Origin of the sequence: Xanthomonas prunicola (assembly GCF_002846205.1) — a bacterium.
Classification (GTDB): domain Bacteria; phylum Pseudomonadota; class Gammaproteobacteria; order Xanthomonadales; family Xanthomonadaceae; genus Xanthomonas; species Xanthomonas prunicola.
Genome location: NZ_PHKV01000004.1, coordinates 296,389 through 321,380, shown reverse-complemented (window position 1 = coordinate 321,380; position 24,992 = coordinate 296,389). Strand labels below are relative to the sequence as shown.

Sequence of the window (24,992 nt, the reverse complement as noted above, 5' to 3'; positions counted from 1 at the left end):
CTAACAGAAGACTGCGAATGCGCTATCAAGGACGTCTCAGCGACTGGAACGATCACAAGGGTTTTGGCTTCGTCACGCCCAACGGTGGCGGCGACCGTGCGTTCGTGCATATCAGCGCGTTTGCACAACAGTCGCGCCGCCCACGCGATGGCGAGATCATCACCTACGCGATCGAGCGCGATGCGCAAAAACGCTTGAATGCCACGCAAGTGCGTTGGGCAGACCGTACCACCGCCGCCAGGACCGAGCAGCGTCGCAGTGGGTTGCCACGCAAGACACTGGCCACGTTGTCGATGCTGGCATTGGCGGCCGCCACGCTGATGCACGTGGTGCCGGTGGTCGTGCCGCTCTGGTACGCAGCAGCCAGCCTGGTCACGCTGCTGATCTATGCGATTGACAAATCTGCCGCGCAGCGCAATCAACGGCGTACACCCGAATCCAGCTTGCACGTATTGGCTCTGATCGGTGGCTGGCCGGGTGCATTGCTGGCGCAGGAAATCTTCCGCCATAAATGCAGCAAAGCGGCGTTTCAGATGAAATTCTGGATCACAGTCGCATTGAATGTCAGCGCATTGGTATTGGCGGTGACCGAGACCGATATGATGGCATCGCTTCCGGCGTTGTTCGATTAAGAGCCGCTAACACAACCACCGCGCTCACCGCCAGGCGGGCGCGGGCGATGCCCGGAATCGGCATGTACCACTCGGACACTGCGGTTGTGAGCGCACCGTCCACGCCCACCTGACGACTGCTCGCTACATTTTGGTAGCCGCTCTAAGAGCGCCGAGAACACCCACCAGGCAATCAACGCGAACGTCCCGGCTCCGCTTCCGACGAACGCAGCGGTTCGTTACGCATGTCGATTCAACAACTCCAACGTTCCCTCACGCATCCGGTAATGCCGTTGCACCACGCCGGGCGGTAGCGCGTCGTGGGTGATCATCACCAGGCTGCGTTCGCCGAGAACCGCGGCAAGGTCGAGCAGCAGCGCGTGTGCAGTCTCCACGTCCAGGCCATCGGTGGGCTCGTCGAGCAGCAGGATCGGCGCATTGCGCAGCAGTGCGCGTGCGAGTGCGAGGCGACGCGCCTGGCCAGCAGACAGCGTGGCGCCGTTTTCGCCGACCCAGGTGTCAAGGCCCTTGTGCGCGCTGGCCCATGCGCTCAGGCGTACCTGTTCGATTACCTGCCACAGGGCGGCATCGTCGGCAGCGGCGTCGCCGATGATGAGGTTCTCGCGCACGCTGCCGGCAAACACCGGCGCGTTCTGCGGCAGCCAGGCAATACGCTGATGCCATTGCGCCTGCGCGACGTGGCGCAGGTCGATGCCGGCGTAGCTCAGCTGCCCGGCCTGCGGATCCCATAGCCGGAGCAGCAGCGCCGACAACGTACTTTTACCGCTGCCACTGTCGCCGCTGATGGCGATGCGCTCGCCCGGCGCCACTGTGAGATCAAGCGACTGCAGCACCGGACGCACGCTACCGGGCCACGCAAACGACACCTGCTGCAATTGCAACGTGCCAGCCCATGGCACATCGATTGCGTGCACAGGATCGCTCACCGATGGCGCCTGATCGACGATGGCCTGCAAGCGCTTGGCGGCAACACGCGCGCTTTGCAGCGCCTGCAACGCCAGCCCGGCACCGGCCCAGACTTCCAGCAGGGCCATGGTCAAGAACACCAGACCTGCAGCTAGCTCGGCAGCGATCAGGCCGCGCTCGGCAGCACCGAGTGCCAGCCACAGCATGCCGGCCAGACCCACGGTGCCGCAGAGCGCATGCAGCAGGTTGCCGCTGATCAGCCGTCTGCGCTGAATGCGATCACCGTCGACCACAGCTGCTGCCGCGGCGTCGATCTGTTGCAGCCAGGCGCCTTGCGCATCGACTGCAGCAAGATCGGCCGCGCCTTCCAAGCCTTCGAACGCCTGCGTGCGCAAGGCAGTACGTTGCTGCACACGCAATTGCTCGCGTTGCGCGCCGCCGCGTGCCACCTGCCACGGCACCAGCCCGCCGATCAGAATGCCCAGCACCAGCAGCAACCCCGCAGCGGGCAGATAGATCAGTGCAGCGGCGACAACACCGGCTAGCCAAATGCCGAGCAAGGCGACCAGCGGCGCCAGTGCGCGGACGCTAAGGCCATCGACCTCGCCGATGTCGGACATCAGCCGCGCCAGCAGATCGCCGGTGCGGGTGGCAGACAATCGCCCTGGCGCCAGCGGCAAGGCGCGGCGGAAGAACCACACCCGCAGATCACGGGCGATGCGCAAGGTGGCATCGTGCCCGATCAATTTCTCGCCGTAGCGCGATGCGATGCGCGCGAAGGTCAAGGCGCGAATACCGGCAGAGGGCGAAAAAAAATTGAACCCGGTGCCCATGCCGGCGACGCCTGCCAGCGCGGCTGCGGTCAAGAAACTGCCGGACACCCCAAGCAAGCCCACGCCCGCAAGCATGGTGACCAGCACCAGTAGCGCGGACAGCAGCAGACGCCAGGCATGCCGGAGAAACACGTCCCGCAGACGATCGGAGTGGGCGCGGCTCATGGCAATTGCGCCGTCACTGTCGCGCCGCGCAGGTCGATTACCGTGTCGGCCCAACGCATCACCGCAGCACTGTGCGTCGCCAGAAGGACCGCGCGGCCGCGTGCGAACACGCCCAGCGTGCGCAGCAATTCGGCTTCGGTCTCCGGGTCGAGAAAGGCCGTTGGCTCGTCCAACAACAACACATCCGGCTCGCGCAACAACAACCGCGCCAATGCGACACGACGTGCTTCGCCACCGGACAGACCAAAGCCACGCTCGCCGATCATCGTGTCCAGGCCAGCTGGCAGGTGCCCGGCAAAGCGCAGCACCTGAGCCGCCTCGGCCACCGCGTGCAGGCGCGCGTCGCTGGCCTGCGGGTCGGCCAGACGCAAGTTATCGGCAATGCTGCCGTGAAACAGATAGGGGCGCTGCGTTGCATAGCCGAAGCGCGCACCGGGACGCACCACCACACTGCCAGCCTCGGGTGCGAGCCAGCCGGCCAATCCTTCCAGCAACGTGCTCTTGCCGCTGCCGCTGGCGCCGATCACGGCGACACGCTGACCGGGCTCCAGCGTCAACGCAAAATGTTCGACCACCACATGCGGCGCTCCAGGAGGACGCAGCGCCAGTCCACGCGCCTGCAACAAGGGCGCATGCGCTTGCGCCGGCTCCAACGCACGCACGGGTGGCGCAGCCGTGTGCGCAGCGGCAGGCGACTGGAAACCTTGCAGCAACCGCTCGGCTTCGGCCACTGCCGCCAAGGCATTTGCGCGGTCGTGGTAATACGCGGCCAGTCGCCGCAGCGGCGCGAAGAATTCCGGTGCCAACAGCAGGCAAAACATGCCCGCACCCAGCGATGGCAAGCCATGCAGTTCGAGCATGCCGAGATAACTCAGGCCGAAGTACAGCGCCACGATCGCCACGCTCACCGAGGCAAAAAACTCCAGCACTGTCGATGACAGGAACGCGATACGCAGAACTTGCAGCGAGCGCTCGCGCACGCCCTCTGCAGCGTTGGCAATGCCCTGCAACTCGGCCTCGCCGCGGCCATAGACGCGCAGCAATCCCAGGCCTTTGAGGCGATCAGCAAAATACCCTCCCATGCGCGCCAGCTCGCCGAGTTGTTCGCGACCTGCGGCCTCGGCGCCCCACCCCACCAGCATCATGAAAAATGGAATCAACGGCGCAGTGAGCAACAATACCAGCCCAACCACCCAGTCGACCGAAAACACCGCGATCAGGATCAGCGGCGGCACCAGCAGCATTTCGGTACGTGCGAGTTGGTAACCGACGAAATACCCCTCCAGCGCGTCGGTATGCGCCAGGCTCAATTCGCCCAGTTCGCCGCTGCGTTGTCGGCGCAACCATAGCGGTCCGTGCTGCACCAGGCGTCGCGCAACGCGCGCGCGCAGTTCGCGTTTGGCCACATCGGCCACTTCACCGGTTAGCGATTGCGCCCAGGCGTTGAGCAGCGCCCGCCCGATCAGCGCAACCAGCAACCCCGCGCCCACGTGGCGCCATTGCGCCACTGCCAGGTGCTGCACCAGCACCGCCTGCACCAGCCAGGCGATCGCAGCCGATTGCACCAGCAACAACACGCCCGACAACGCAACCGCCACGCCAGCAAGCCGCCGCGCACGCGTGGCCGGTGCGGCAAGCGCATCCAGCCATTGGCCGCGTTGACGGCGCTGGGCGGGCGTTTCGCTGGCTTGCACGCTGGGCTGACTCACATCGCTCTTCTGGAGGCTGCGCATTGCAGACGATTGTAAGTCGCCACCTCGCGGTCGGGGATGGACAGTGTGACGCACCTGTTCACGGCCGCATTGATTTGGATCAACGCGTCCGGCGCGATAGCGGCAGATGATCGCCACGTTCCTTACCGACACTCAACCAGGCCCACCCGCCATGATCGACTCGACAGTTGTCGAACTGTCGCGGCTGCAATTCGCAGTCACCGCGATGTACCACTTCATTTTTCCACCGCTCACCATGGGCTTGTCGTTCCTGCTGGGCATCATGGAAAGCGTCTATGTCATGACTGGCAAGCAGATCTGGCGACGCATGACCATGTTCTGGGGCGTGCTGTTCGGCATCAACTTCGCAATGGGTGTCGGCACCGGCATCGTGATGGAGTTCGAGTTCGGCATGAACTGGGCGTACTACAGTCATTACGTGGGCGATATCTTCGGTGCGCCGTTGGCGATCGAAGGGCTGATGGCGTTCTTTCTGGAAGCTACCTTCCTGGGCCTGTTCTTCCTGGGCTGGAATCGCCTGAGCAAGGTGCAGCACCTGATCACCACCTGGCTGGTGGCGTTGGGCAGCAATTTCTCGGCGCTGTGGATCCTGATCGCCAACGGCTGGATGCAGAACCCGGTCGGCGCCGTGTTCAACCCGGACACCATGCGCATGGAAGTGGTGGATTTTGTCGCGGTGCTGTTCAACCCTGTGGCGCAGGCCAAGTTCGTGCACACCGTCAGCGCCGGCTACGTGCTCGGCGCAGTGTTTGTGATGTCGATCAGTGCGTTTTACCTGTTGCGCAGCAAGCAGATTGAAATGGCACGGCGCTCGTTTGCAGTGGCTGCGGCGTTCGGTCTGTTGTCTTCGCTGTCGGTGGTGGTGCTGGGCGACGAGAGCGGTTATGCCGCCAGCGAACACCAGAAGATGAAACTGGCGGCCATCGAAGCGATGTGGGAAACCGAAGCCGCACCGGCCGACTTCACCGCATTTGGCATCCCCAACCAGACCACCCATCACAACGATTACGCCATCAAGATTCCGTACCTGATGGGCTTGATCGCCACGCGTTCGCTGGATGAGCCGATTCCGGGGATTCTCGAATTGGTCGGCCGTGCCGAACACCGCATCCGCGGCGGCCAGATCGCCTACGGCGCACTGCAACGCATCCGCGCCGACAAAAACGATGCCGAAGCGCGCAAGGTCTTCGATGCGCATTGGCAGGATCTGGGCCACGGCCTGCTGCTGAAGCGCTACCGCGACGATATCGGCAATGCCACGCCGGAGCAGATTGCCCAGGCCGCGATGGACACTGTGCCGCGCGTGCTGCCGCTGTTCTGGACCTTCCGCATCATGGCCGCCATCGGCATCTATCTCATCGTGTTCTTCGCCGTCGCATTCTGGTTTGCGTGCAAACACAACTTCCAGGAAAAACGCTGGTTCCTGACGTTGGCCTTGTGGACGCTGCCGCTGCCGTGGATCGCGATCGAATGCGGTTGGTTCGTGGCCGAATACGGCCGCCAGCCGTGGGCAGTGGAAGGCGTGTTGCCCACGTTCTACGCCGCTTCGGGTCTGGATCTGTACGAGATCGTGATGACGTTGGTCGGCTTCACCGCGCTGTACACGACGCTCCTGGTGATTGCGATCAAGTTGTCGCTGAAGACCATCAACACGGGCCCAGATGCGTTGTTTCCTCCGACGCGGCCCAGCCAACCGCCCACTTCACAAGAGCACGCCCTGTTGATTCACGCGCCGTTGAATCCGGGCGCCGTGGCCAGCAGCGCACCGTAAGTCAGGAGAGACATCATGGATTTCGTATTGCTCGATTACACAACCTTGCGCGTGATCTGGTGGCTGCTGCTCGGTGGACTGTTATCTGGATACGCAGTACTGGGCGGCTTCGATTTGGGCGTGGGCGCGTTGCTGCCATTCGTCGCCAACAACGACGCCGAGCGCCGGCTGGTGATCAACACCGTCGGCCCGGTCTGGGAAGGCAATCAGGTGTGGTTGATCCTGGGCGGCGGCGCGATCTTTGCCGCGTTCCCGCCGTTGTATGCCGTGAGTTTCTCCGGGTTCTATCTGGCGATGGTCCTGATTCTGTTCGCGCTGATTCTGCGCCCGGTCGGTTTCAAATTCCGCGGCAAACTGGTGAGACCGCGCTGGCGCAGCAACTGGGACTGGGCGCTGTTCGTCGGTGGTTTCATTCCGGCGCTCATCATGGGCGTGGCGGTCGGCAATGTGTTGCTGGGGGTACCGTTCCATTTCGACGACAGCATGCGCACGTTCTACACCGGCAACCTGTTCGGGCTGCTGACACCATTCGCGTTGCTCGCCGGCGGGCTCAGCGTGGCGATGTTGATCGCGCATGGTGCGGCGATGCTGGTGCTCAAGACCGAAGGTCCGGTGGCCGCGCGCGCAGCGCGTTTCGGCAGCATCGCCGCGCTGTATGCGCTGGCAGTGTTTGCGGCAGGCGGCGCGTGGGTAGCGCTGGGTCTGCCTGGTTATGCAGTGACCTCGGTGCTGGCGACCGATGCGCCGACCAATCCGCTTGGCAAAACCGCTGCACTCACCGCTGCCGGCGGCTGGTTGCATAACTACAGCAGCATGCCGGCCACGCTGATGGCACCGCTGGTTGGCTTGGTCGGGCTTGCGATGAGCGCGCTGTTGTTACGCGTGCGGCGCGGCGGGCTGGCCTTCATCGCCTCCGGCAGCGCCATCGTCGGCATCGTGTTCACCGTGGGCTTTGCGTTGTTCCCGTTCCTGCTGCCCTCCTCCACTGCGCCACGTATGAGCCTGACGCTATGGGATGCATCCAGCAGCCGTCTCACGTTGTGGATCATGTTGCTGGCCACCGCCGTGTTCCTGCCGATCGTGCTGGCGTACACCAGCTGGGTCTATCGCGTGCTCAAGGGCAAGGTCACCGACGATGAAGTCACGGCCAATCCCAACGCCTACTGAGCGCAGCGTCGGCGACGGCAGTGCATGCGCCTGCATTGCCGCATCGCTTCACCATTACTTTTTCGACGATTCGAGGAACACATCAATGTGGTATTTCGCATGGATCCTGGGCACCGGCCTGGCAGCATTGGCCGCCGTGCTCAACGGCATGTGGTTCGAAGCACGCGAGCCCGAGCGTGGCGAACCGCCTCAGTAAAATAATTTCATCAGATGCTTGCCGATTCCCCGTTCCCTATGTAACATACGCGGCTCCTTCGGGGTGTAGCTCAGTCTGGTAGAGCGCTACGTTCGGGACGTAGAGGTCGCAGGTTCGAATCCTGTCTCCCCGACCAGTTTCAAAACACAAAGCCGGCCTAGCGCCGGTTTTGTGTTTTTAGGCGTCGGTGCACACACGTGTACGGCGCGGATGGTCCGTCATGTCTGTTGTCACTACCGCGTCTTCTTCGTCCGCCCAGTTGCGTGGCCGCGGCTTGGTGCTGGCCGCGATTCTGCTCTCTGCATTCAACTTGCGCACCGCAGTGACGTCGTTGACGCCGCTGCTGGAACGCATTGCCCACGAGTACGCCTTCGGCGCGCCCACCATGGGTGCGCTCGGCATGTTGCCGACCGCAGCGTTCGCACTCACCGGCGTGGCAACACCCGCCTTGCTGCGCCGTTTCGGCTTGCTGCGCGTTGCGCTGCTGTCGATGGCGCTGGCCACGCTTGGGTTGGTGCTGCGCCCGCTGCTGCCGGGCACCGCTGGACTGCTGGTCGGCTCGCTGGTGGCATTGGCCGGCATGGGCATGGGCAACGTGGTGCTGCCACCGCTGGTGAAGCGCTACTTCGGCGATCGCGTGGGCCGTGTGAGCACCCTGTACATCACCGTGCTGCAGGTAGGCACGCTACTGCCGGCGCTGCTGGCAGTGCCGGTGGCCGATGCACTGGGGTGGCGCAGCTCGATGGTGGTGTGGGTGCTGCCGGCCCTGCTGGCATCGGCGGCCTGGGCGCTGGTGCACGCCAACCACCGCCGCATCCGCGCCACCGGTCCGGCACCGGTGACGCCAACGCCCGAAGCCGAAGGCCGTGTTGCACGTACTGCGCTGGGGTGGAGCATGGCGATTACCTTCGGCATGACCTCGCTGGTGACCTATTCGATGTTCACCTGGCTGCCGACGCTGCTGCGCGAAGCCGGCGCATCGCCCACATTCGGCGGCACCATGGTGGCGTTGTTCGCGGCATTGGGCATGGTCGGCGCGCTGACCATGCCGGCGCTGGCGGTGCGCATGCGCAACCCGTTCCCGATCGTGCTCTTGTGCGCGGCCTGCCATCTGGTGGCGTTCGCCGGGCTGTGGTGGGCGCCGCTGGCCGCACCGATCCTGTGGGTGACCCTGCTCGGCCTGGGGCCGAGTACGTTTCCGCTGGCACTGGTGTTGGTGAACCAGCGCAGCCGTACGGCGGCCGGTTCGGCGGCACTGTCCGGTTTCTCGCAAGGCGTGGGCTATGCGGTGAGCTGTCTGGGGCCATTCCTGTTCGGCTGGCTGCACGCCCACAGCGGCGGCTGGACCTCCCCCTTCGTGTTCCTCGTCATCTGCCTGCTGGTGCAGCTGGCCGCTGCCTGGGTGGTCTGCCGCCCGCAGTTGCTGGAAGACGTGTGGGCGCCGCCGGCACGCGGCGCCCGCGCGGTCAACGTACCGGCAGACTGATGTAACTGGACTGCTCGGGGGACACATAGACCCGCTGCGTGGCTTTTTGATAATCGCCGGGCTTGGCGAAGAAGATATTGGGCACGTAGGTCTGCGGGTTGCGGTCGTATAGCGGGAACAGGCTGGACTGTACCTGCACCATCACCCGGTGGCCCGGCTGGAAGGTGTGGTTGGCGGTCGGCAGGCCGAACTGGAACGCCAGCGGCTGATTGGATGCCACTGGCTTGGGCGTGCTGAAACTCTCGCGGTAGCGGCCGCGGAAGATCGCCAGCGACACCGGCAACTCATAGCCGCCCATCTTCGGGTTCGACGCCATCTCGTCCGGATACACGTCGATCAACTTCACTACCCAATCGCTGTCGCTCCCGCTGGTGGAGGCTTGCAGATGCACTTCGGGGGCACCGGCGATCTGCAATGGCTCGGTCAGCGGCTCGGTGACAAAGGTCAGCACATCCGGACGGCCATCGACAAAGCGCTGGTCGTGCACCAGCCAGGTGGTCCACATCGCGCGGTCGGCAAAATCCACCGGACGCGGCACGAACGGCACCGGCTTGGCCGGGTCCGACACGTATTCTTCAAACCCCGCCTGCCCGGCCGCCGGCTGCTGGAACGACAGCTTGCCGCCGGCCTGCAGATACAGCGGCTTGCTGGTCGACGCGCACCCCTTGTCGCAACTGCGCGGCCACGCCTTCAGGCGGTCCCAGTGGTTCTCGCCGGTGTTGTAGATGAAGACCGGCGGCGTGTTCGCCTTCGGCGCGCCATCGACAAGATACTGATCGAAGAACGGGCGCAGCACGTCATGGCGGAACTGGCGCGCGGTATCGCCCTCGAAACTCAAGGCACCCAAGGCGCTGCCGTCGTAGTTCACCTGACTGTGCCGCCAGGGCCCCATCACCAGGTAGTTGAGCGTATTGCTCTTGTCGCGCGGCTCCATCGCCGCGTAACTGTGGATCGCGCCCCACATATCTTCCTGATCCCACAGGCCTTGCAACCACATCGTGGGCACCTTCAGCGGCGTGCGCGCCATCACCTTGTCCAGCGCCTGCTCCTGCCAGAACGCATCGTAGGCGGCGTGTTCGGTGAGCTTGTGCCACCAGGGCAACTGCTCCAGACCCGCAGCCTTGGCGAAGTCGCCGGCCGAGCCGGCCTGCAGGAAATTGCTGTAATCGTCTTGCCCCTGACGCGGGATGCCGCTGCCCTTGCCGCGCTTGCTGAGCTGGCCGGTGAAGTAGTCGAAATTGACCTGGCGGAACGCGCCGTAATTGAACCAGTCGTCACCCATCCAGCCGTCGACCATCGGGCTTTCCGGCACTGCCACCTTCAACGCAGGATGCGGATTGGTCAGCGCCATCACCACGGTGAATCCTTCGTAGGACGAGCCGATCATGCCGACCTTGCCATTGGATTCCTTGACGTTCTTTACCAGCCAATCGATGGTGTCCCAGGCATCGGTGGCATGATCGACTTCGCTGGGATTGAGCGGCCCGCGCAGCGGCCGCGTCATCACGTAATCGCCTTCGGAACCGTACTTGCCGCGCACGTCCTGGAAGACGCGGATGTAGCCGCCTTCCACGAAGACGTCGTCGCCGGCAGACAGCAAGTCTTTCATATGCGGCGAGGCCAACCGCTCGGTGCGACCACTGGCATCGTAAGGCGTGCGTGTGAGCACGATCGGCGCGTTCTTCGCGCCCTTGGGCAGCACGATCACCGTGTGCAGCTTGACCCCATCGCGCATCGGGATCATCACCTCGCGCTTGATGTAGTCGTTGCTGGCATCGGCAGCAACGAACGGCTTGCCGGTGATGTCCGGCGTCATTGGCGAGGTTTGCGCCCAGACGCTGCCGGTTGCGGCGGCAATGGCGGTGGCGAGCAGGCAGGTGGCAAGGCGGTGCATGACGACTCCGGGAGTGCAGGGGCAGTCGTCGACTGTAGGCAGGTCGCAGGCTGCCGGGGGAGTGTCAAAGGTCGTGGTTGCTGAAGGTTCCAGGCGCAGTGGCTGCGGGGTTGCGTGCGACCCCATGCGCGGGCCCGATGTGCGTTTGGGCCCACGGGAGGCCGGCGCGGCAGTTTCTGGTTTTAGCCGCACGCGCCTGACAACACGCGACCGCGCATCGCTCGGCTAGCGCTTTTGTGGCCCGTCAACGCTCGTGGAAGGCCGAAGCGTTGCGGGGCTGCTGTTTTGATGCCGGCGAAGGTGCGGATGGACGCAACGGTGTCGAACCGATGTGCGCCATGTTGTGCCGTTACCGATCAGTGCCGCACCTGACCTTCACCGCGCACAACAAACCGCTCCACGGTCAGCGCTTCCAGGCCCATCGGGCCGTAGGAATGCAGGCGCGTGGTAGAGATGCCGATCTCCGCGCCCAGCCCCAGCTCGCCGCCATCGGAGAAACGCGAGGAGGCGTTGACCATCACCACCGCCGAGCGCAGCGACTGCACGAACCGCTCCGCATTGTGGCCATCCTGCGTGGCGATCACCTCGGTGTGGTCCGAGCCGTACTGGCGGATATGCGCCAGCGCGGTGTCCAGATCCGGCACCACGCGGATGGCCAGGATCAGATCGAGAAATTCGGCGGCGTAGTCATCGTCGCTGGCAGGCGCGATGTCGGGCAGCACGGCGCGCGTTGCCGCATCGCCACGCAATTCCACCTTGCGTTCGCGCAAGGCCGGCGCGGCAAGCGGGAGAAAGCGCTCGGCAATGTCTGCATGCACCAGCAAGGTCTCGAGCGAATTGCAGGCCGACGGACGGCTGGCCTTGCCATCCACCAACAGACGCACAGCCAGCTCCACGTCGGCCGACGCATCCACAAACAGATGGCACACTCCCTTGTAATGCTTGATCACCGGCACGCGCGCGTGCTCGGCAACAAATCGGATCAAGCCTTCGCCACCGCGGGGAATTGCCAGATCGACGATATCGCTGAGCTGCAGCAGTTCCAGCATGGTCTCGCGGCGCAGATCCTCAACCAGGGTCAGCGCGGCGTCCGGTACATTGGCCTCGCGCAAGGCGCGCTGTAGTGTGCGTGCGATGGCCGTATTGGAATGGATTGCCTCAGAGCCACCGCGCAGGATCACGCCATTGCCGGCCTTGATGCACAGCGCCGCGGCGTCGGCAGTCACATTGGGGCGCGCCTCGTAAATCATCGCGATCACACCCAGCGGCACGCGCACTTTCTGCACGCGAATGCCGTTGGGGCGCACGTCTTCGCGGGTGATCTGACCCACTGGATCGGGCAACAAGGCCACCTCGCGCAATGCGTCTGCAATGCCAGCCAGGCGCTTGTCGTCCAGCGCCAGCCGATCGAGCATGGCACTGCTGGTTCCCTTGGCACGCGCCGCCTCCAGGTCGCGCGCGTTCGCGGCAAGGATTGCCGCGGCATCGGCTTGCAGCGCTGCGGCCATCGCCTCCAGCAAGGCGCGCTTGTCCTGCGCAGACAGTTGCGACACCACCTGGGCGGCATCACGGCATTGCAGAGCGAGCGTTTTGATGGTCATTTTTGGAGGCCGGGATTGGGGAGTCGGGATTGGGGATCGGTAAAAGCGAGCAGTACCGTTTTATCATCACCAGGGATCAGTCGTTGGCACGAAGAGACAGCGTTTGAGAAAGGACGTCCACATGCTGTTGCCCATCCCCAATCTCGAATCTCCGCTACAACAGCACCAAATCGTCACGATGCACCACGTTCTCGCCATAGCTGTAACCGAGCACGTTCTCGATTTCGCGCGAGTGGCGGCGCGCGATCCGGCGGATATCCAGCGCCGAATACTGGCTGACGCCGCGCGCCAGACAACGTTCGCCCTCGTCATTGCGCAGACGGATCTCCACCATGTCGCCGCGACGGAAGTCGCCTTCGGCGCCAGCCACACCTCCCGGCAACAGCGACGCACCCTTGTCGCTTAGCGCCGCTGCAGCGCCGGCATCGACCAGGATGGCACCCGCTTCCACCGGTGCGTGGCGCAGCCAGTACTTGCGTGCAGCGATGCGCGTGCGTGCGGCGTGGATGCGCGTACCGCGCAGGCGATCCTGCGCCAGCCCACGTACCACTTCGCCGCTGCGGCCGTTGAACAGATAGGTTTCGATACCGGCCGCGCCGGCCTTTGCAGCGGCTTCCAGCTTGGTGCGCATGCCGCCGGTGCCGACGCTGCTGCCGCTGCCGCCGGCCATTGCCAGTACCTGCGGCGTGAGCTCGGGGACATCGTCGAGCGGCCGCGCCAACGGGTTGCTGCGTGGGTCGGCGCTGTACAAGCCGTCGATATCGGTGGCGATGAACAAGGCATCGGCATCGACCAGGGCGGCCACGATTGCGGCCAGATTGTCGTTATCGCCCAGCTTCAACTCGTCCACCGAGACGGTGTCGTTTTCGTTGATCACCGGCAACGCACCCAACCGCAACAATTCGCCCAATGTTGCGCGCGCATTGAGATAGCGGCGACGGTTGCGCAGGTCGTCATGGGTGAGCAGCACTTGTGCCACCGGGCGCTCGAAAAAGCGCTGCCACAGCGCGATCAACTGCGCCTGACCCAACGCGGCCAATGCTTGGCGTGCCGCGATCGGTGCGCCGACATCGACCGCTTTCGGCAGGATGGCGCGGCCCGCCGCCACTGCGCCCGACGACACGATCACCAGCTCACGCCCCGCCGCCAGGTTGGCAGAAACAAACTGCGCCAACCCCAACGCAAAACGTGGCGACAGGCCACCGCCATCAGCGGCAAGCAGGCTGCTGCCGACCTTGAGCACGGCGCGCCGCCACGGCGGCAACGGCTGCTCGGTAAAGGACGACGACGTGCCGACGAGCGTGCTCATGGGGACAAGGTGCTCAGAACGTGTTCCATTCGTAGACGGTCAGCGTGGAGGCATCGCGCAGTGCCAGCGGGTCGCGCGCGACGATCCGCCTGGCCTCCTCCAGGCTGTCGACGTTGACCAGCACATATGCCCCACCGGAGCGATCGCTGAAGCCACCGGTCAACTCCAGCTGCCCGGCGGCACGCAGCTCCTCCAGAAACGCCAGATGCGGCTCCACCACGTCGGCGGGAAACACGGCATTGCGGATCGCCAACACCAGGTAGCGCGTTTTCATCAACCTGCATCCTTCGTGTGTGCGGCCGCTTGCGTACGTTCGCGGCCATGCGGTGCGGAAATCACCAGAAAGCGCGCTTCCACGTCCGATAGATTGTGCATCTGATGGGTAGAGCCTGGCGGCACGTGCAGGCCCTGCCCCACGCGCAGAACATGCTGTGCACCATCCAGCTGCAGCATCACTTCACCGGCCAGCACATAGAAAAAATGCCGCGCGCGACTATGCCGATGACGCAACTCTGCAGCGCCGGGCGGCATGTGCTCTTCGAGCACGCTCAGGTTGGGGTCGCGCAACAGGTGCCAGCCGTCGCTGGCTTCGCCCCAGGGGTAATGCTCGGCGGTATCGGTGCTGATCATGGCCATCAGCACAGCGCCTGCCAACGCGCGCGCAACACATCCAGTTGCAGATCGGCTGCGGCACCGGGCGAGACGCGTGCGGCCAGGCTGCCTTCCGGCGTGCGCCCCTGCCCCGCGGTTTCCGATGCTTGCGCTGCAGCCTTGTAGGCATCGCGGAACGGGACGCCTGCCACGGCCGCTTCGACTGCCACGTCGGTGGCGTACATGCCCGAGTCGATCGCCGCATGCAGCTTGTCCGGGCGCCATTCCAGATTGGCGAGCAGCGCCGGCAACAATTCCAGCGCGGCCAGGCCACGGCCGAAACCGTGCACGATGGCGCCCTTGCTGCTCTGCAGATCGCGGTGGTAACCGGATGGCAGCGACAGCAGTTGTTCGATCTCGGTCCGCGCGGCCGCCACGCTGGCATGGGTGGCGCGCATCAGTTCGATCACGTCGGGGTTGCGCTTGTTCGGCATGATGGAGCTGCCGGTGGTGTACTGCGCCGGCAACGCGACAAAGGCGAACTCGCCGCTGGTGAACAGCGACAGATCCCAGGCGATGCGCCGCAAGTCCAGGGTAGCGCTGCCCAGTGCTTCGAGCGCGGCCAGCTCGTACTTGCCGCGCGACAGCTGCGCGTAGATCGGCGAGACCTGCAGACGTGCAAAGCCGAGTTCGGCGGTGGTATGCGCGCGGTCCAGCGGCAGATTGACGCCGTACCCGGCAGCGGTGCCGAGCGGGTTGCTGTCCACCAGGTGCAAGGTGTCGGTCGCCCGCACGGCATTGTCGATAAACGCCTCCGCCCAGCCCGCCCACCACATGCCGGCCGAGGACACCACCGCACGCTGGATATGCGTGTAACCCGGCACCGGCAAGGCGGCTTCGGCCTGCGCGCGATCCAGCGCAACCTTGGCGATCTCGCCGCTGAGCTCGGCCACGCGCTGCAGTTTGTCCTTCAACCATAGCCGCGTTGCGACCAGGATCTGATCGTTGCGACTGCGTCCGGTGTGGATCTTGCGGCCGGCGTCGCCCAGGCGTTCGGTCAGGCGTGCCTCGATCGCCGAATGGCAATCTTCGTACTGGGCATCGAGCACGAACGCGCCGCTACGGAAATCGTCCGCCAGCAGATCGAGTTGTTCGCTCAGGCCGCCCAGTTCCTGCAACGACAGGATGCCGATGTGCTGCAGCCCCTGCGCATGCGCCTTGCTGGCCGCGATGTCGTGCAGGAAGAACTCGCGATCCAGGATCACATCGTCGCCGGCCAGGAAGGTCTGGATCTTGGCGTCCACCGCAACACCGGGTTTTTGCCACAACAGATTGGTCATCAGAAAGCGTCTCGAAGTAAATCGTCAGTAAATCCCCGCACATGGATGTGTGGGCTCTTGCGAGGGAGTCGCATCAACCAATCGCGGTCAATTCGTCCCAGCCCAATGCCAGGTTGAGGTTCTGCATGGCCTGGGTCGCCGCGCCCTTGAGCAGGTTGTCCAGCGTTGCCACCACCACCACGCGCTTGTTGCCCGGCGCCAGGGTGACGCCGCCAATCTGAACGCCATGCTTGCCGGCAATGCGGCTCACCCACGGCGCCTCGTCGACAAGCTCGACCAGCGGCTCGCCCGCATAGCGCTGCGCATAGCGCGCCTGGACCTGCTCGCGTGTCAGCGCTTGCTGCAGCCACAGGTTGACGGTCATGGTGATGCCACGGAAATGCGGCGCGACATGCGGCATGAACTCCACCGGCACGCCAAGCTGCGCCGATACTTCGCGCTCGTGCATGTGGTTGGTCAGCGCATACGGCATCAGGTTATCGGCGAGCAGCTCGGGATTGTTCTTGTCCGACGGCGTCGTCCCCGCGCCGGAATAGCCGGACACGCCAAAGCATTGCGGCGGGCCGGCCAGCTGATCCAGCAAGGGGGTGATTGCCAACTGCATCGCGGTGGCATAGCAGCCTGGGTTGCTGATGCGGCGCTGCCCCGCATACCTGCCACGGGTGAGCTCGGGCAGCCCGTAATACCAGGCCGGGTCGAAGCGGTAATCGGCCGACAGATCGATCAGCAGCGTCTGCGGCCTGGTCGAATCGATCGCCGCGACGAAGGGCTCGGCCTTGCCGTTGGGCAATGCCAGGATCACCACGTCGGCGGCCTTGGCGGCCACCGCGTCGGCGTCCAGGCTTTCGAACCGCAGATCGCCGCGATAGCCCTCGTTGTGGTCGGCCACGGCCTGCCCGGCCAGCTCGCGCGACGAGACGAAGACCAATTGCAGGTGCGGATGCGCCGCCACCAATGTGATCAATTCCGAGCCGGTATGCCCGCGGGCGCCAACGATGCCGATGGTTGTTGCTTGAGCACTCATGCGTTTGCTTCCAGGCGGAACTGCAGGTGGCGTTTCACCCCGGCCCATTCCGTATCGATGATGGAGAACACCACGGTATCGCGCGGCGTACCGTCGAGATGGCGGGTATGGTTGCGCAGCACGCCGTCCTGTTTTGCGCCCAGCCGCGCGATCGCCGCGCGCGAGGTGTGGTTGAACCAGCTGGTCTCGAACACCACGCTCAGGCAGCCCAGCGTTTCGAAAGCGTGCTGCAGCAGCATCCGCTTGGTGTCGGTATTGACGCCGCTGCGCTGCACGCGCGGTGCGTACCAGGTATAGCCGATCGACAGCTTGGGCACTGTCGCATCCAGCCCGTAGTAGCGTGTGCAGCCGACGATCTCACCGGCCGTATCGCGTACCACGTAAGGCAGCACCCGTCCGTCGGCTTGCGCAGCCAAGGCTGCGCCCATGTAGTCGTCCACCTGCGCCGGTGCCGGCACGCCGGTGTACCACAGCCGCGACAAGGCCCCATCGCCCAGCGCAGCACGCAGACCATCGGCATGCGCAGCCTGCAATGGTTCCAATGTTGCGTGTTGCCCGCGTAGCGTGGGCAGCTCGCGCCAAAGCGATGGCAATGCGATGGGCGCCATCGTACTCAGCCCAGCAGCGTCGGCTGGCGCGTCGCGCAATGCGCCACGCAATGCTGGATCTGTTCGAAATTCTCCAGCCCGTACCAGAACACCTTCCACTTCTCCTGCTTGATACAGCCGTCGGATTCGGCGTAGTAGAAGATGTTGACCTGATTGTTGTGACGCGAGCGCCAGAACAATTGCGGGGTTTCTTCGCGCATCACATTCCACACCGCACGACCCAGACCTTCGCCCTGCGCATCGTCGAGCACGGCGAACTTGTCCAGATAGGTCAGCCTACCTGCCCCGAACTGGCCTTCGTCGGTGAGGATCACTGCTGCGCGATAGTTCTCGCTGACATACGCGCGCAGCAGTTTGGTGTTGGCGAAGTAATCCGGCACCAGCGTGCGGCCGAAGCTGGATTCGATCAGCGACGTCAGACGAGGCAGATCCAGCGCGTCCCAGGAGGTCGCGCGCAGCACCCGCTCGCCCCGCCGCACCAGCGTGCCCGAGCCCTTGTGGGTGAACAGTTCCTTGGCCAGGTCTGCAGGCCGGGTGATCGACACCGACGATTCCAGCGGCAGCCTGTCGAGCAGGTCCTTGATCTGTTCGATCTTGACCCGCATGCCGCCATTGATCCACGGCTGCTGCATCAGATGATCGTATTCGGTGGACAGGTTGATCGAATCGATCAGCTTGCCGTCGGCATCCAGCAAGCCGCCGGTCCCGGTGAGGAAGATGATCTTGTACGGCTGCAGCTCCTGCACCAATTCGTTGGCGGCGAAATCCGCATTGATGTTGAGGATCTGCCCACTCGGCGTTTCGCCCAGGCTGGTGATCACCGGGATCGAGCCGGCCTGCAGGCTGGCTTCGATCGGCGCCAGATTCACCGCCTTGACCTCACCGACCAGGCCGTAGGTGTCGCGCCCTAGATACTCGGCCTCGAACACGCCGCCAGTGATCGATGTCGCACGCGCACCGTTCTGCTGCAGCGCTTCGACCAGCTTGAGATTGGAGGCCTGGAACACCTTGCGCACGATCGCCAATGCTTCCGGCGAAGTCACCCGCAGGCCGTTGACGGTCTGTTTTTCGATGCCGGCTGCGGACAGCTCTGCATCCAGCTGCGGGCCGGCGCCATGCAGCACGATCGGGGTCAGGCCCACTTCCTGCAGAAACGACAGCGACGAGGTCAGCGCGTCCAGGTCGTCGCGCAGCACCGCGCCGCCCACCTTGACCACCGCAAAGCGCTTGGCATCCACCTGCGAAAAACGCTTGAGGTACTGGCTGATTTCCTTTGCGCTGGCCATGCTCGAGAGCAGGCGCACGATGGTTTGACGGGTCTGTTTGTGGGGCTGTGCTGGGAGGGACATTGCCGTGATCGAAGGAGGATGAAGGATGCGCCAGGCGCAGGAATCGGCGTCAGTGCGCGCCGTTGATGATGCGGTGGACCGAGTCGGCATATCGCTGCAGCTGTTCCAGCGTGACGAATTCATCGGCGGTGTGGGCCTGGGCGATATCGCCCGGGCCATAGACCAGCGCGGTGTAGCCGCCGGCCGAAAACAGCGAGGCTTCGGTCCAGAAATCCACCGCGTTGCCGATCGGCAGGTCCAACGCATCGGCGACATCGCGTGCAGACAGGCGACGTTCTTCCGCGCGCGCGATGTCGCCGGACGGCAGGCTCGGCCCGCGAAAGGTTTCTTCGAAATGCGCTGCCGCAGGATCGGCAAAGCCGGCGAAGGTGGCCAGCAAGCCATCCACATCCATCGACGGCAGCGGACGAAAGCCAAAACGTAGCTCCGCCGCCGGCGCGATCATGTTGGCCTTGATGCCACCGTCGACGCGGCCGATGTTGAAGCGCAAGCCGGTCAAGCCGCCGAAGCGTGCATGCGCCAGCGACGCGACATGATCCAGCGCCTTGCCACCCCAGCGCATCGCCTGGTGCAAGGCACTTGCGGAAGGATCCTGCTTGCCCGACGCGTGCCCGGCACGGCCGGCAAAGCGCATCAGCACCGAACTGATGCCGCGATGCGCCAGCACCGCTTCGCTCATGGTCGGCTCGGCGACCAGCACCGCCTCGTAGGGCAACCCACGCGCCAGAAACGCAGCGATGCAACGCGGGTCGTTGGCCTCTTCGTCGGAGGAAAACAGGAACGCGGCATCGCCATCGCCGGCATTGGCCGCTGCCACCAGCGCCGCCGCCGCGCCCTTGATGTCACAGACGCCCAAGCCAATCACGCGGTCCTCGGTGCGCCGCATCACGTGTGGGTCGGCACTCCAGTGCGGCGAATCCGGCACGGTGTCCAGATGCACGTTGAACAGATACCTGGGAGTTCCGCGCACGGCATACAGGCTCACTGCACCGGCGCCGTGGTCGATTACCTCGACCTGGAAACCGGGCAACTGTGCGCGCAGGTAGTCGAAGATGCCGCCTTCGGCGGCGATCGCCCGCGGCGGATTGCGGGTGTCGAAGGAGACCAGTGCCTGTAGATGCGTCAGTGTATTGTCGAGCAGTGTGGTCATTGATCGCGTCTTATTGCGTCGGCAGCGTGTGGGTGGATTTTTTGATTGCGTCAGGCAGCGTGTGGTTTTGTCGTTCTAACGCCAGCTGACCCTTCCCCCGCCTGCGGGGGAAGGTGCCCGACAGGGCGGATGGGGGCATGCAGCTCGTCGCCCTCATCCGGCGCCGTGCGCCACCTTCTCCCGCACGCGGGAGAAGGAACATGGCCCCTGCCTGCGGAGGTCACCTCAGCGGTTGACCTGCGCGTACAGCGTCGAGCTCATGCCGAACAGCTTGATGAAGCCTTCCGCTTCCTCCACGCCCCAGTCGGCCGATTGCGCGTAGGTCGCGCCCTTGGTGTTGAGCAGGTGCGGCGAGCGCACCGCCACCGCATCGACGCGGCCGCCGCGGGTTTCCAGCGTCACTTCGCCGTTGACCTTGGCCTGCGAGGACTTCAGGAACGCCTCGATATCGGTCTTGAGCGGGTCGTGATAGAAGCCTTCATACACCAGCTCCACCCACTTGCGCGCCACGTCCGGCTTGAAGCGGTTCTGCTGCTTGGTCAGCACGGCATCTTCCAGCGCACGGTGCGCGGTGAGCAGCGAAATCAGTCCCGGCGCCTCGAACACGATACGGCCCTTCAAGCCGATGACGGTGTCGCCGGTGTACACGCCGCGGCCTACGCCGTATTGCGCAAATAAGGTGTTGAGCTTGGCCAGGATCTTGGCGCCTGGCAGCGGCTTGCCGTCCAGCTCCACGGCTTCGCCTTCGACGAACTTCAACGTGACCGTCAGCGCTTCGGTCGGCCACGCATTACGCGGCGCGCACCAGCCGCGTGCACCCTCGCCCGGCGCTTCCCAACGATCGATCTCACCGCCGGACATGGTCAGCCCGAGCAGGTTTTCGTTGATGGTGTAGGCCTGTTGCTTGGCGCGTACGCCGAAGCCGCGCGCTTCCAGATACTTCTGCTCGTAGGCGCGGGTCTGGGTGTGTTCCTTCTGGATCTCGCGGATCGGCGCGACGATCTGGTAATCGCCCAGCGCCTTCACCGCCAGGTCGAAACGCACCTGGTCGTTACCCATGCCGGTGCAGCCGTGCGCAATGATGCGCGTGCCCAACTCTTCGGCGCGCTTGAGCGCGGCATCGACGATCAGATAACGGTCGGACACCAGCAGCGGATACTGGCCCTGGTAGCCCTCGCCCGCCCACACGAACGGCTTGACGAAGCCTTCCCAGATCGCCGGGCCACCATCGACGGTGACATGGCTGGCCGCGCCCAACTCGGCGGCGCGCTTCTCGATGAAGTCACGCTCTTCGGCATCCACACCGCCGGTGTCGGCGAACACGGTGTGCACCGCATAGCCGCGCTCCTGCAGATACGGAATGCAGAAGCTGGTATCGAGACCACCGGAAAACGCCAGGACGATGTCCTTCCTGCTGCCGGGATTGGAGAGTGGGGATTCGGGAGTGGTGGAAGCGGTCAGCTGCGACATGGGGGTCTCTTGAGAAGTTGACGAAATAGGAGCGGGAGCCAGATTCGCCGTGGCGAATCCCAAATCCCCAATCACGAATCCTGACGGCCCTGGCCTATGAGGGCTGCCATGATCGCCTTCTGCACATGCAGGCGATTTTCGGCCTCGTCGATGGCGATGCAGTTGGGCGAATCCATCACTGCATCGGTCGCCTTGACGTTGCGACGCAGCGGCAGGCAATGCGAGAACACGCCGTTGTTGGTCAGCGCCATCTTGCGTTCGTCGACGATGAAGTGCTGGTACTGGTCGCGGATCGGCTTTTCCGGTTCCCAGTTGCCGAAGAACGGCAACGCGCCCCAGCTCTTGGCATAGACGACATCGGCGCCGGCGTAGGCGCTATCGATGTCATGGCTCACCTGCAGCGAGCCGCCGCTGTCGGCCACATTCTGCGCCGCCCAGTCCATGTAGCGCTGATCGAGAATGTAATCCGGGGTCGGGCACAGCAGGGTCACGTCCATGCCCATGCGGGTGGCGATGGTCAACGCAGAATTGGCCACTGCGGTGTTGAGCGGCTTGGGGTGATAGGTCCAGGTCAGCACGTACTTCTTGCCGCGCAGATCCGGCGTGCCGAAGTGTTCCTGCAGCGCCAGCGCATGCGCCAGCTCCTGGCACGGGTGGGTGATGGTTTCCATATTGATCACCGGCACCGGCGAATACCTGGCAAAGCTCTTCAGCACCTGATCTTCGCGGTCCTTGGACCAGTCGACGAACTTCGGGAACGCGCGCACGCCGATCAGGTCGACATAGCGCCCCAGCACCCGCGCCACTTCGGCGATGTGCTCTTCGGTGTCGCCATCCATCACCGTGCCCAGGTTGAACTCGATCGGCCACGCATCCTTGCCCGGCTGCAGCACCACCGCATGCCCACCCAGCTGGAACGCGCCCAGCTCGAAGCTGGTGCGGGTGCGCATGGAGGGGTTGAAGAACACCAGCGCGATCGACTTGCCCTTCAGCTCGCTTCCCAGCTTGTTGCGTTTGAACAACGCGGCCTGGGTCAACAGCGCGTCCAGTTCGGCGCGGCTCCAGTCCTGGGTGTTCAAGAAGTGCTTCAGTGACATCGATCGATCCTTTGCTGCGTGCTTCTGCTGCGTGGTCCGCCAGGAGCGACGGGGTGCGCGACATGCGCGTTTCTTGCGGTTGAAACTTTTGTGACGCCAAAACGAAAAAACCCAGCCTGTGGGCTGGGTCTTCAGAACGGACAGCAAAACGCCCCGGTTACCCAGCGAAAATGTGGGATTCCGGTCGGCGGGCACGCGAGGTAATGCCGGAGGCCATCCGGGCGGCGCTGGTGTCGTGCTGAAAGGGGATTGCTTGCATAGGGCGCGAATCCTCGCATGCATGCGAGCACGGCGCAACCGCCCTGCGCCTCAGCGCGGCGGTGCGACGATGGCGTCGGGAATGTACGGGGTCACCGACACCCGGATGCGCAGCCGGTTGCCCGGATCTTCCGGCAGCCGCGAGCGGTACTTGGTGCCCTTGTAGACGTAGTCCACATCGAAGGCGATCGGGCGCCGGAACTCGCGCGGCACCTCCACGACCTTGCAGTTGCGCCGTGTGCTGGTCGGCGGCACCGCGGCGGGCGCGGGCGGTTCGGGCCGACGTGAGAACATTTCCTTGACCGAATCCACCATGCGGTTGATGCGGCCCTCGTCTTCGGCCGGAGCGACCTGTGCCGCCTGCTCGGCTTCGCATTGTTCTTCGATTCGGGTGGCGCGCAGCGTCTGGTAGACCGGCTCGACGTTGAGCACCTGCGCGTAATCCAGCTTCACGTTCTCGATCACCACCACCCGGTTCCTGGGCTCGGTCTCTGCCGCATGCGCTGGACTTACCTGCCAGGCAAACGTACACAGCAGCATCAAGAATGGAGAAGGTCGCATCAGTACCAGGGAGGCGCAGCCAAGCAGTACGTAAGTGTATGGAGCTTGCGTCAGCCTGGGCTGAACGCAGCCCATCCGGTCGCTATTGTCGCCTGGCGATTCGTCATCCCGCCGCAACGAGCTAGAATCGCGCGATTGCCCTGTTTCGGATGCCGATGAGCCTGCGCCTGCACAACAACCTGACACGGCGGCTCGAACCGTTCGCGCCGCTCGATCCGTCCAGCCCCACCCTGTATGTCTGCGGTCCCACCGTTTACAACTACGCGCATATCGGCAACGCCCGTGGCCCGGTGGTGTTCGATGTGCTGGCCGCGTTGCTGCGTCGTCGCTACGGTGCGCTGCGCTATGCGCGCAACATCACCGACGTGGACGACAAGATCAACGCCGCCGCGCAGGCGCAAGGCGTGCCGATCTCGACGATCACCGACCGTTTCGCCGCGATCTACCGGCAGGACATGGCGGCACTCGGCGTAGTGCCGCCGGACATCGAACCGGAGGCCACCGCACACATCCCGCACATCGTGGCGATGATCGAGCAGCTGATCGCCAATGGGCATGCCTACGCCGCAGAAGGCCACGTGCTGTTTTCGGTGTCCAGCTTCGACGGTTACGGCAAGCTCTCGCGGCGCGACCCGGACGAAATGCTGGCCGGCGCGCGCGTGGACGTGGCGCCGTACAAACGCGATCCCGGCGACTTCGTGCTGTGGAAGCCCTCCAGCCACGACATGCCCGGCTGGGAATCGCCCTGGGGCCGCGGCCGCCCGGGTTGGCATATTGAATGCTCGGCGATGGCTGCGGCGCATCTCGGCCCCACCATCGACATCCATGCCGGTGGCGTGGACCTGCAGTTTCCGCATCACGAAAACGAGATTGCGCAGAGCGAATGCGCGCATGGCGGCGCCACCTTCGCGCGGTTCTGGCTGCACAACGGCATGCTCAATTTCAGCGGTGCGAAGATGAGCAAGTCGCTGGGCAACATCGAAACCGTGCACGACCTGATCGCCAGGCATCCGCCCGAAGCGCTGCGCTACGCGCTGCTGAGCGCCCATTACCGTCAACCGCTGGATTGGTCGGATGGTTTGATCGAGCAGGCCAAGAACACGCTGGACAGGTTGTATGGCACGTTGCGGGATCTGGCTGCGCTGGAAGCCGATGGCGGCAGCGATGCAGGGGGATCGAAGACGATTCCTGCCGAGGTGGAGGCCGCTCTGGATGACGACCTCAATACACCGCTCGCCTTGTCCGTCATGGCAAGCATCGCGTCGGAAGCGCGCGCGTTGCGCAACGAGTTGGTTCATGCCGGCGAACCTTCGGCACGTATGACCGAGCTGCATGCGGTGCGCACAAAATTGCTGGGCGCGGGAATGGCATTGGGGTTGCTGCAACAGGACCCGGCTGCATGGTTCTCGCGCGGCACCGACGCTGGCGACGATGCGCGCATCACCGCGTTGGTGGAAGAACGCAGCGCGGCGAAAAAAACCAAGGATTTCGCCCGCGCCGATGCCATCCGCAAGCAACTGGCAGACGAAGGCATCGTGCTCGAAGACACCCCGCAAGGCGTGCGCTGGAAGCGCAGCTGACCTCTTGCCTGCGTCCGTCAGATTCCTTTTCCCGCGCGCGGGAGAAGGTGCCGCAACGGGGCGGATGAGGGTGCGGGCGAAGCCACGTGTATCGTTTTTTGAGAGATGAGCGAAGCCACCCGCATCGAACTCCAGCGAGGCCTCGCCCCTACCCCCGCCGCCGCTCCGCCCGCGCGGGCGGCGCGGGCGCTCCAACGGCACGCGCGCCAGTGGCGCGCAAACCGCGCCTTCTCGCCCCGAAGGGAGAGGGGCACCATTGCGGTGTCGCCGG

The 24,992-nt window shown here is 64.4% G+C and carries 21 protein-coding genes, 1 tRNA gene and 1 other RNA gene; 8 read left to right on the top strand and 15 right to left on the bottom strand.

The genetic code is table 11. The annotated features are described in order from the left end of the window. Nucleotides 1-17: 17 nt before the first annotated feature. Entirely contained in the window at nt 18-632 is a 615-nt protein-coding gene (locus XpruCFBP8353_RS14840) for a DUF1294 domain-containing protein (protein ID WP_101363898.1), read from the top strand. Between the two features lie 62 nt (nt 633-694). Next, nucleotides 695-771, top strand: a non-coding RNA gene (locus XpruCFBP8353_RS14835) — sX9 sRNA. 79 nt (nt 772-850) lie between these two features. On the opposite strand, the gene cydC is transcribed toward XpruCFBP8353_RS14835, so the two are convergent. Beyond that, nucleotides 851-2,536 (bottom strand): thiol reductant ABC exporter subunit CydC, encoded by a 1,686-nt coding sequence (gene cydC, locus XpruCFBP8353_RS14830; RefSeq protein ID WP_101363897.1) that lies wholly within the window; start codon nt 2,534-2,536, stop codon nt 851-853. Then, nucleotides 2,533-4,269, bottom strand: a complete 1,737-nt coding sequence (gene cydD / locus XpruCFBP8353_RS14825; protein ID WP_101363896.1) for a thiol reductant ABC exporter subunit CydD — start codon at nt 4,267-4,269, stop codon at nt 2,533-2,535. Before cydD ends, cydC begins: the two co-directional genes overlap by 4 nt. A 151-nt stretch (nt 4,270-4,420) precedes the next feature. Here cydD and XpruCFBP8353_RS14820 point away from each other — a divergent pair, with 151 nt between their 5' ends. From XpruCFBP8353_RS14820 to XpruCFBP8353_RS14800, 5 genes are all read left to right on the top strand, one after another. After that, nucleotides 4,421-6,040 (top strand): cytochrome ubiquinol oxidase subunit I, encoded by a 1,620-nt coding sequence (locus tag XpruCFBP8353_RS14820; protein WP_101364018.1) that lies wholly within the window; start codon nt 4,421-4,423, stop codon nt 6,038-6,040. Nucleotides 6,041-6,055: 15 nt separating this feature from the next. Then, nucleotides 6,056-7,207, top strand: a complete 1,152-nt coding sequence (gene cydB, locus XpruCFBP8353_RS14815; protein ID WP_101363895.1) for a cytochrome d ubiquinol oxidase subunit II — start codon at nt 6,056-6,058, stop codon at nt 7,205-7,207. An 85-nt stretch (nt 7,208-7,292) separates the two neighbouring features. Next, entirely contained in the window at nt 7,293-7,403 is a 111-nt protein-coding gene (gene cydX / locus XpruCFBP8353_RS14810) for a cytochrome bd-I oxidase subunit CydX (RefSeq protein WP_008573380.1), read from the top strand. A 59-nt stretch (nt 7,404-7,462) separates the two neighbouring features. Continuing rightward, nucleotides 7,463-7,539 (top strand) — tRNA-Pro (locus tag XpruCFBP8353_RS14805). A gap of 123 nt (nt 7,540-7,662) precedes the next feature. Further along, a complete protein-coding gene (locus XpruCFBP8353_RS14800) occupies nt 7,663-8,889 on the top strand; it encodes a CynX/NimT family MFS transporter (protein WP_162301077.1) in 1,227 nt (408 codons plus the stop codon). Here XpruCFBP8353_RS14800 and XpruCFBP8353_RS14795 read toward each other — a convergent pair. The 13 genes from XpruCFBP8353_RS14795 to XpruCFBP8353_RS14735 all read right to left on the bottom strand — a co-directional run bounded on the left by XpruCFBP8353_RS14795 (nt 8,870) and on the right by XpruCFBP8353_RS14735 (nt 23,120). After that, on the bottom strand, nt 8,870-10,783 hold the full coding sequence (locus XpruCFBP8353_RS14795; RefSeq protein WP_101363893.1) for a CocE/NonD family hydrolase: 1,914 nt from the start codon (nt 10,781-10,783) through the stop codon (nt 8,870-8,872). The genes XpruCFBP8353_RS14800 and XpruCFBP8353_RS14795 overlap by 20 nt on opposite strands. 356 nt (nt 10,784-11,139) lie before the next feature. Beyond that, nucleotides 11,140-12,384 (bottom strand): glutamate-5-semialdehyde dehydrogenase, encoded by a 1,245-nt coding sequence (locus tag XpruCFBP8353_RS14790; RefSeq protein ID WP_101363892.1) that lies wholly within the window; start codon nt 12,382-12,384, stop codon nt 11,140-11,142. 154 nt (nt 12,385-12,538) lie between these two features. Beyond that, nucleotides 12,539-13,693, bottom strand: coding sequence for a glutamate 5-kinase (gene proB, locus XpruCFBP8353_RS14785; protein WP_101363891.1), 1,155 nt, complete (start codon nt 13,691-13,693; stop codon nt 12,539-12,541). Between the two features lie 13 nt (nt 13,694-13,706). Next, entirely contained in the window at nt 13,707-13,967 is a 261-nt protein-coding gene (locus tag XpruCFBP8353_RS14780) for a YciI family protein (protein WP_101363890.1), read from the bottom strand. After that, a complete protein-coding gene (locus tag XpruCFBP8353_RS14775; protein WP_104612096.1) occupies nt 13,967-14,329 on the bottom strand; it encodes a cupin domain-containing protein in 363 nt (120 codons plus the stop codon). Before XpruCFBP8353_RS14775 ends, XpruCFBP8353_RS14780 begins: the two co-directional genes overlap by 1 nt. Then, nucleotides 14,329-15,624, bottom strand: coding sequence for an argininosuccinate lyase (locus XpruCFBP8353_RS14770; protein ID WP_101363889.1), 1,296 nt, complete (start codon nt 15,622-15,624; stop codon nt 14,329-14,331). The genes XpruCFBP8353_RS14775 and XpruCFBP8353_RS14770 overlap by 1 nt, the downstream gene beginning before the upstream one ends. 73 nt (nt 15,625-15,697) lie before the next feature. Beyond that, on the bottom strand, nt 15,698-16,648 hold the full coding sequence (gene argC / locus XpruCFBP8353_RS14765; protein ID WP_101363888.1) for an N-acetyl-gamma-glutamyl-phosphate reductase: 951 nt from the start codon (nt 16,646-16,648) through the stop codon (nt 15,698-15,700). Next, nucleotides 16,645-17,256 carry a GNAT family N-acetyltransferase gene (locus tag XpruCFBP8353_RS14760; protein ID WP_101364016.1) on the bottom strand — a complete coding sequence of 204 codons (612 nt, stop codon included), beginning with the start codon at nt 17,254-17,256 and terminating at the stop codon, nt 16,645-16,647. The genes argC and XpruCFBP8353_RS14760 overlap by 4 nt, the downstream gene beginning before the upstream one ends. Before the next feature lie 5 nt (nt 17,257-17,261). Further along, the gene (locus XpruCFBP8353_RS14755) at nt 17,262-18,605 is read right to left on the bottom strand and encodes an acetylglutamate kinase (RefSeq protein ID WP_101363887.1); all 1,344 of its coding nucleotides are present in this window, start codon (nt 18,603-18,605) and stop codon (nt 17,262-17,264) included. 49 nt (nt 18,606-18,654) lie between these two features. Then, a complete protein-coding gene (locus XpruCFBP8353_RS14750; protein WP_101363886.1) occupies nt 18,655-19,755 on the bottom strand; it encodes an acetylornithine deacetylase in 1,101 nt (366 codons plus the stop codon). 225 nt (nt 19,756-19,980) lie between these two features. After that, nucleotides 19,981-21,225: an argininosuccinate synthase gene (locus tag XpruCFBP8353_RS14745; RefSeq protein WP_101363885.1), complete on the bottom strand. Its 1,245-nt coding sequence runs from the start codon at nt 21,223-21,225 to the stop codon at nt 19,981-19,983. Between the two features lie 71 nt (nt 21,226-21,296). After that, nucleotides 21,297-22,322: an N-acetylornithine carbamoyltransferase gene (locus XpruCFBP8353_RS14740; protein ID WP_101363884.1), complete on the bottom strand. Its 1,026-nt coding sequence runs from the start codon at nt 22,320-22,322 to the stop codon at nt 21,297-21,299. Between the two features lie 309 nt (nt 22,323-22,631). Continuing rightward, nucleotides 22,632-23,120, bottom strand: coding sequence for a hypothetical protein (locus XpruCFBP8353_RS14735; protein WP_162301076.1), 489 nt, complete (start codon nt 23,118-23,120; stop codon nt 22,632-22,634). 176 nt (nt 23,121-23,296) lie between these two features. On the opposite strand from XpruCFBP8353_RS14735, the gene cysS reads away from it, so the two are divergent. After that, entirely contained in the window at nt 23,297-24,721 is a 1,425-nt protein-coding gene (gene cysS / locus XpruCFBP8353_RS14730) for a cysteine--tRNA ligase (RefSeq protein WP_162301061.1), read from the top strand. Nucleotides 24,722-24,992 lie beyond the last annotated feature (271 nt).

Coding starts and splice junctions, on each gene's coding strand:
- XpruCFBP8353_RS14840 (WP_101363898.1), top strand. CDS start 18: ATGCGCTATCAAGGACGTCTCAGCGACTGGAACGATCACAAGGGTTTT.
- cydC (WP_101363897.1), bottom strand. CDS start 2,536: ATGAGCCGCGCCCACTCCGATCGTCTGCGGGACGTGTTTCTCCGGCAT.
- cydD (WP_101363896.1), bottom strand. CDS start 4,269: ATGCGCAGCCTCCAGAAGAGCGATGTGAGTCAGCCCAGCGTGCAAGCC.
- XpruCFBP8353_RS14820 (WP_101364018.1), top strand. CDS start 4,421: ATGATCGACTCGACAGTTGTCGAACTGTCGCGGCTGCAATTCGCAGTC.
- cydB (WP_101363895.1), top strand. CDS start 6,056: ATGGATTTCGTATTGCTCGATTACACAACCTTGCGCGTGATCTGGTGG.
- cydX (WP_008573380.1), top strand. CDS start 7,293: ATGTGGTATTTCGCATGGATCCTGGGCACCGGCCTGGCAGCATTGGCC.
- XpruCFBP8353_RS14795 (WP_101363893.1), bottom strand. CDS start 10,783: ATGCACCGCCTTGCCACCTGCCTGCTCGCCACCGCCATTGCCGCCGCA.
- XpruCFBP8353_RS14790 (WP_101363892.1), bottom strand. CDS start 12,384: ATGACCATCAAAACGCTCGCTCTGCAATGCCGTGATGCCGCCCAGGTG.
- proB (WP_101363891.1), bottom strand. CDS start 13,693: ATGAGCACGCTCGTCGGCACGTCGTCGTCCTTTACCGAGCAGCCGTTG.
- XpruCFBP8353_RS14780 (WP_101363890.1), bottom strand. CDS start 13,967: ATGAAAACGCGCTACCTGGTGTTGGCGATCCGCAATGCCGTGTTTCCC.
- XpruCFBP8353_RS14775 (WP_104612096.1), bottom strand. CDS start 14,329: ATGGCCATGATCAGCACCGATACCGCCGAGCATTACCCCTGGGGCGAA.
- XpruCFBP8353_RS14770 (WP_101363889.1), bottom strand. CDS start 15,624: ATGACCAATCTGTTGTGGCAAAAACCCGGTGTTGCGGTGGACGCCAAG.
- argC (WP_101363888.1), bottom strand. CDS start 16,648: ATGAGTGCTCAAGCAACAACCATCGGCATCGTTGGCGCCCGCGGGCAT.
- XpruCFBP8353_RS14760 (WP_101364016.1), bottom strand. CDS start 17,256: ATGGCGCCCATCGCATTGCCATCGCTTTGGCGCGAGCTGCCCACGCTA.
- XpruCFBP8353_RS14755 (WP_101363887.1), bottom strand. CDS start 18,605: ATGTCCCTCCCAGCACAGCCCCACAAACAGACCCGTCAAACCATCGTG.
- XpruCFBP8353_RS14750 (WP_101363886.1), bottom strand. CDS start 19,755: ATGACCACACTGCTCGACAATACACTGACGCATCTACAGGCACTGGTC.
- XpruCFBP8353_RS14745 (WP_101363885.1), bottom strand. CDS start 21,225: ATGTCGCAGCTGACCGCTTCCACCACTCCCGAATCCCCACTCTCCAAT.
- XpruCFBP8353_RS14740 (WP_101363884.1), bottom strand. CDS start 22,322: ATGTCACTGAAGCACTTCTTGAACACCCAGGACTGGAGCCGCGCCGAA.
- XpruCFBP8353_RS14735 (WP_162301076.1), bottom strand. CDS start 23,120: ATGCTGCTGTGTACGTTTGCCTGGCAGGTAAGTCCAGCGCATGCGGCA.
- cysS (WP_162301061.1), top strand. CDS start 23,297: ATGAGCCTGCGCCTGCACAACAACCTGACACGGCGGCTCGAACCGTTC.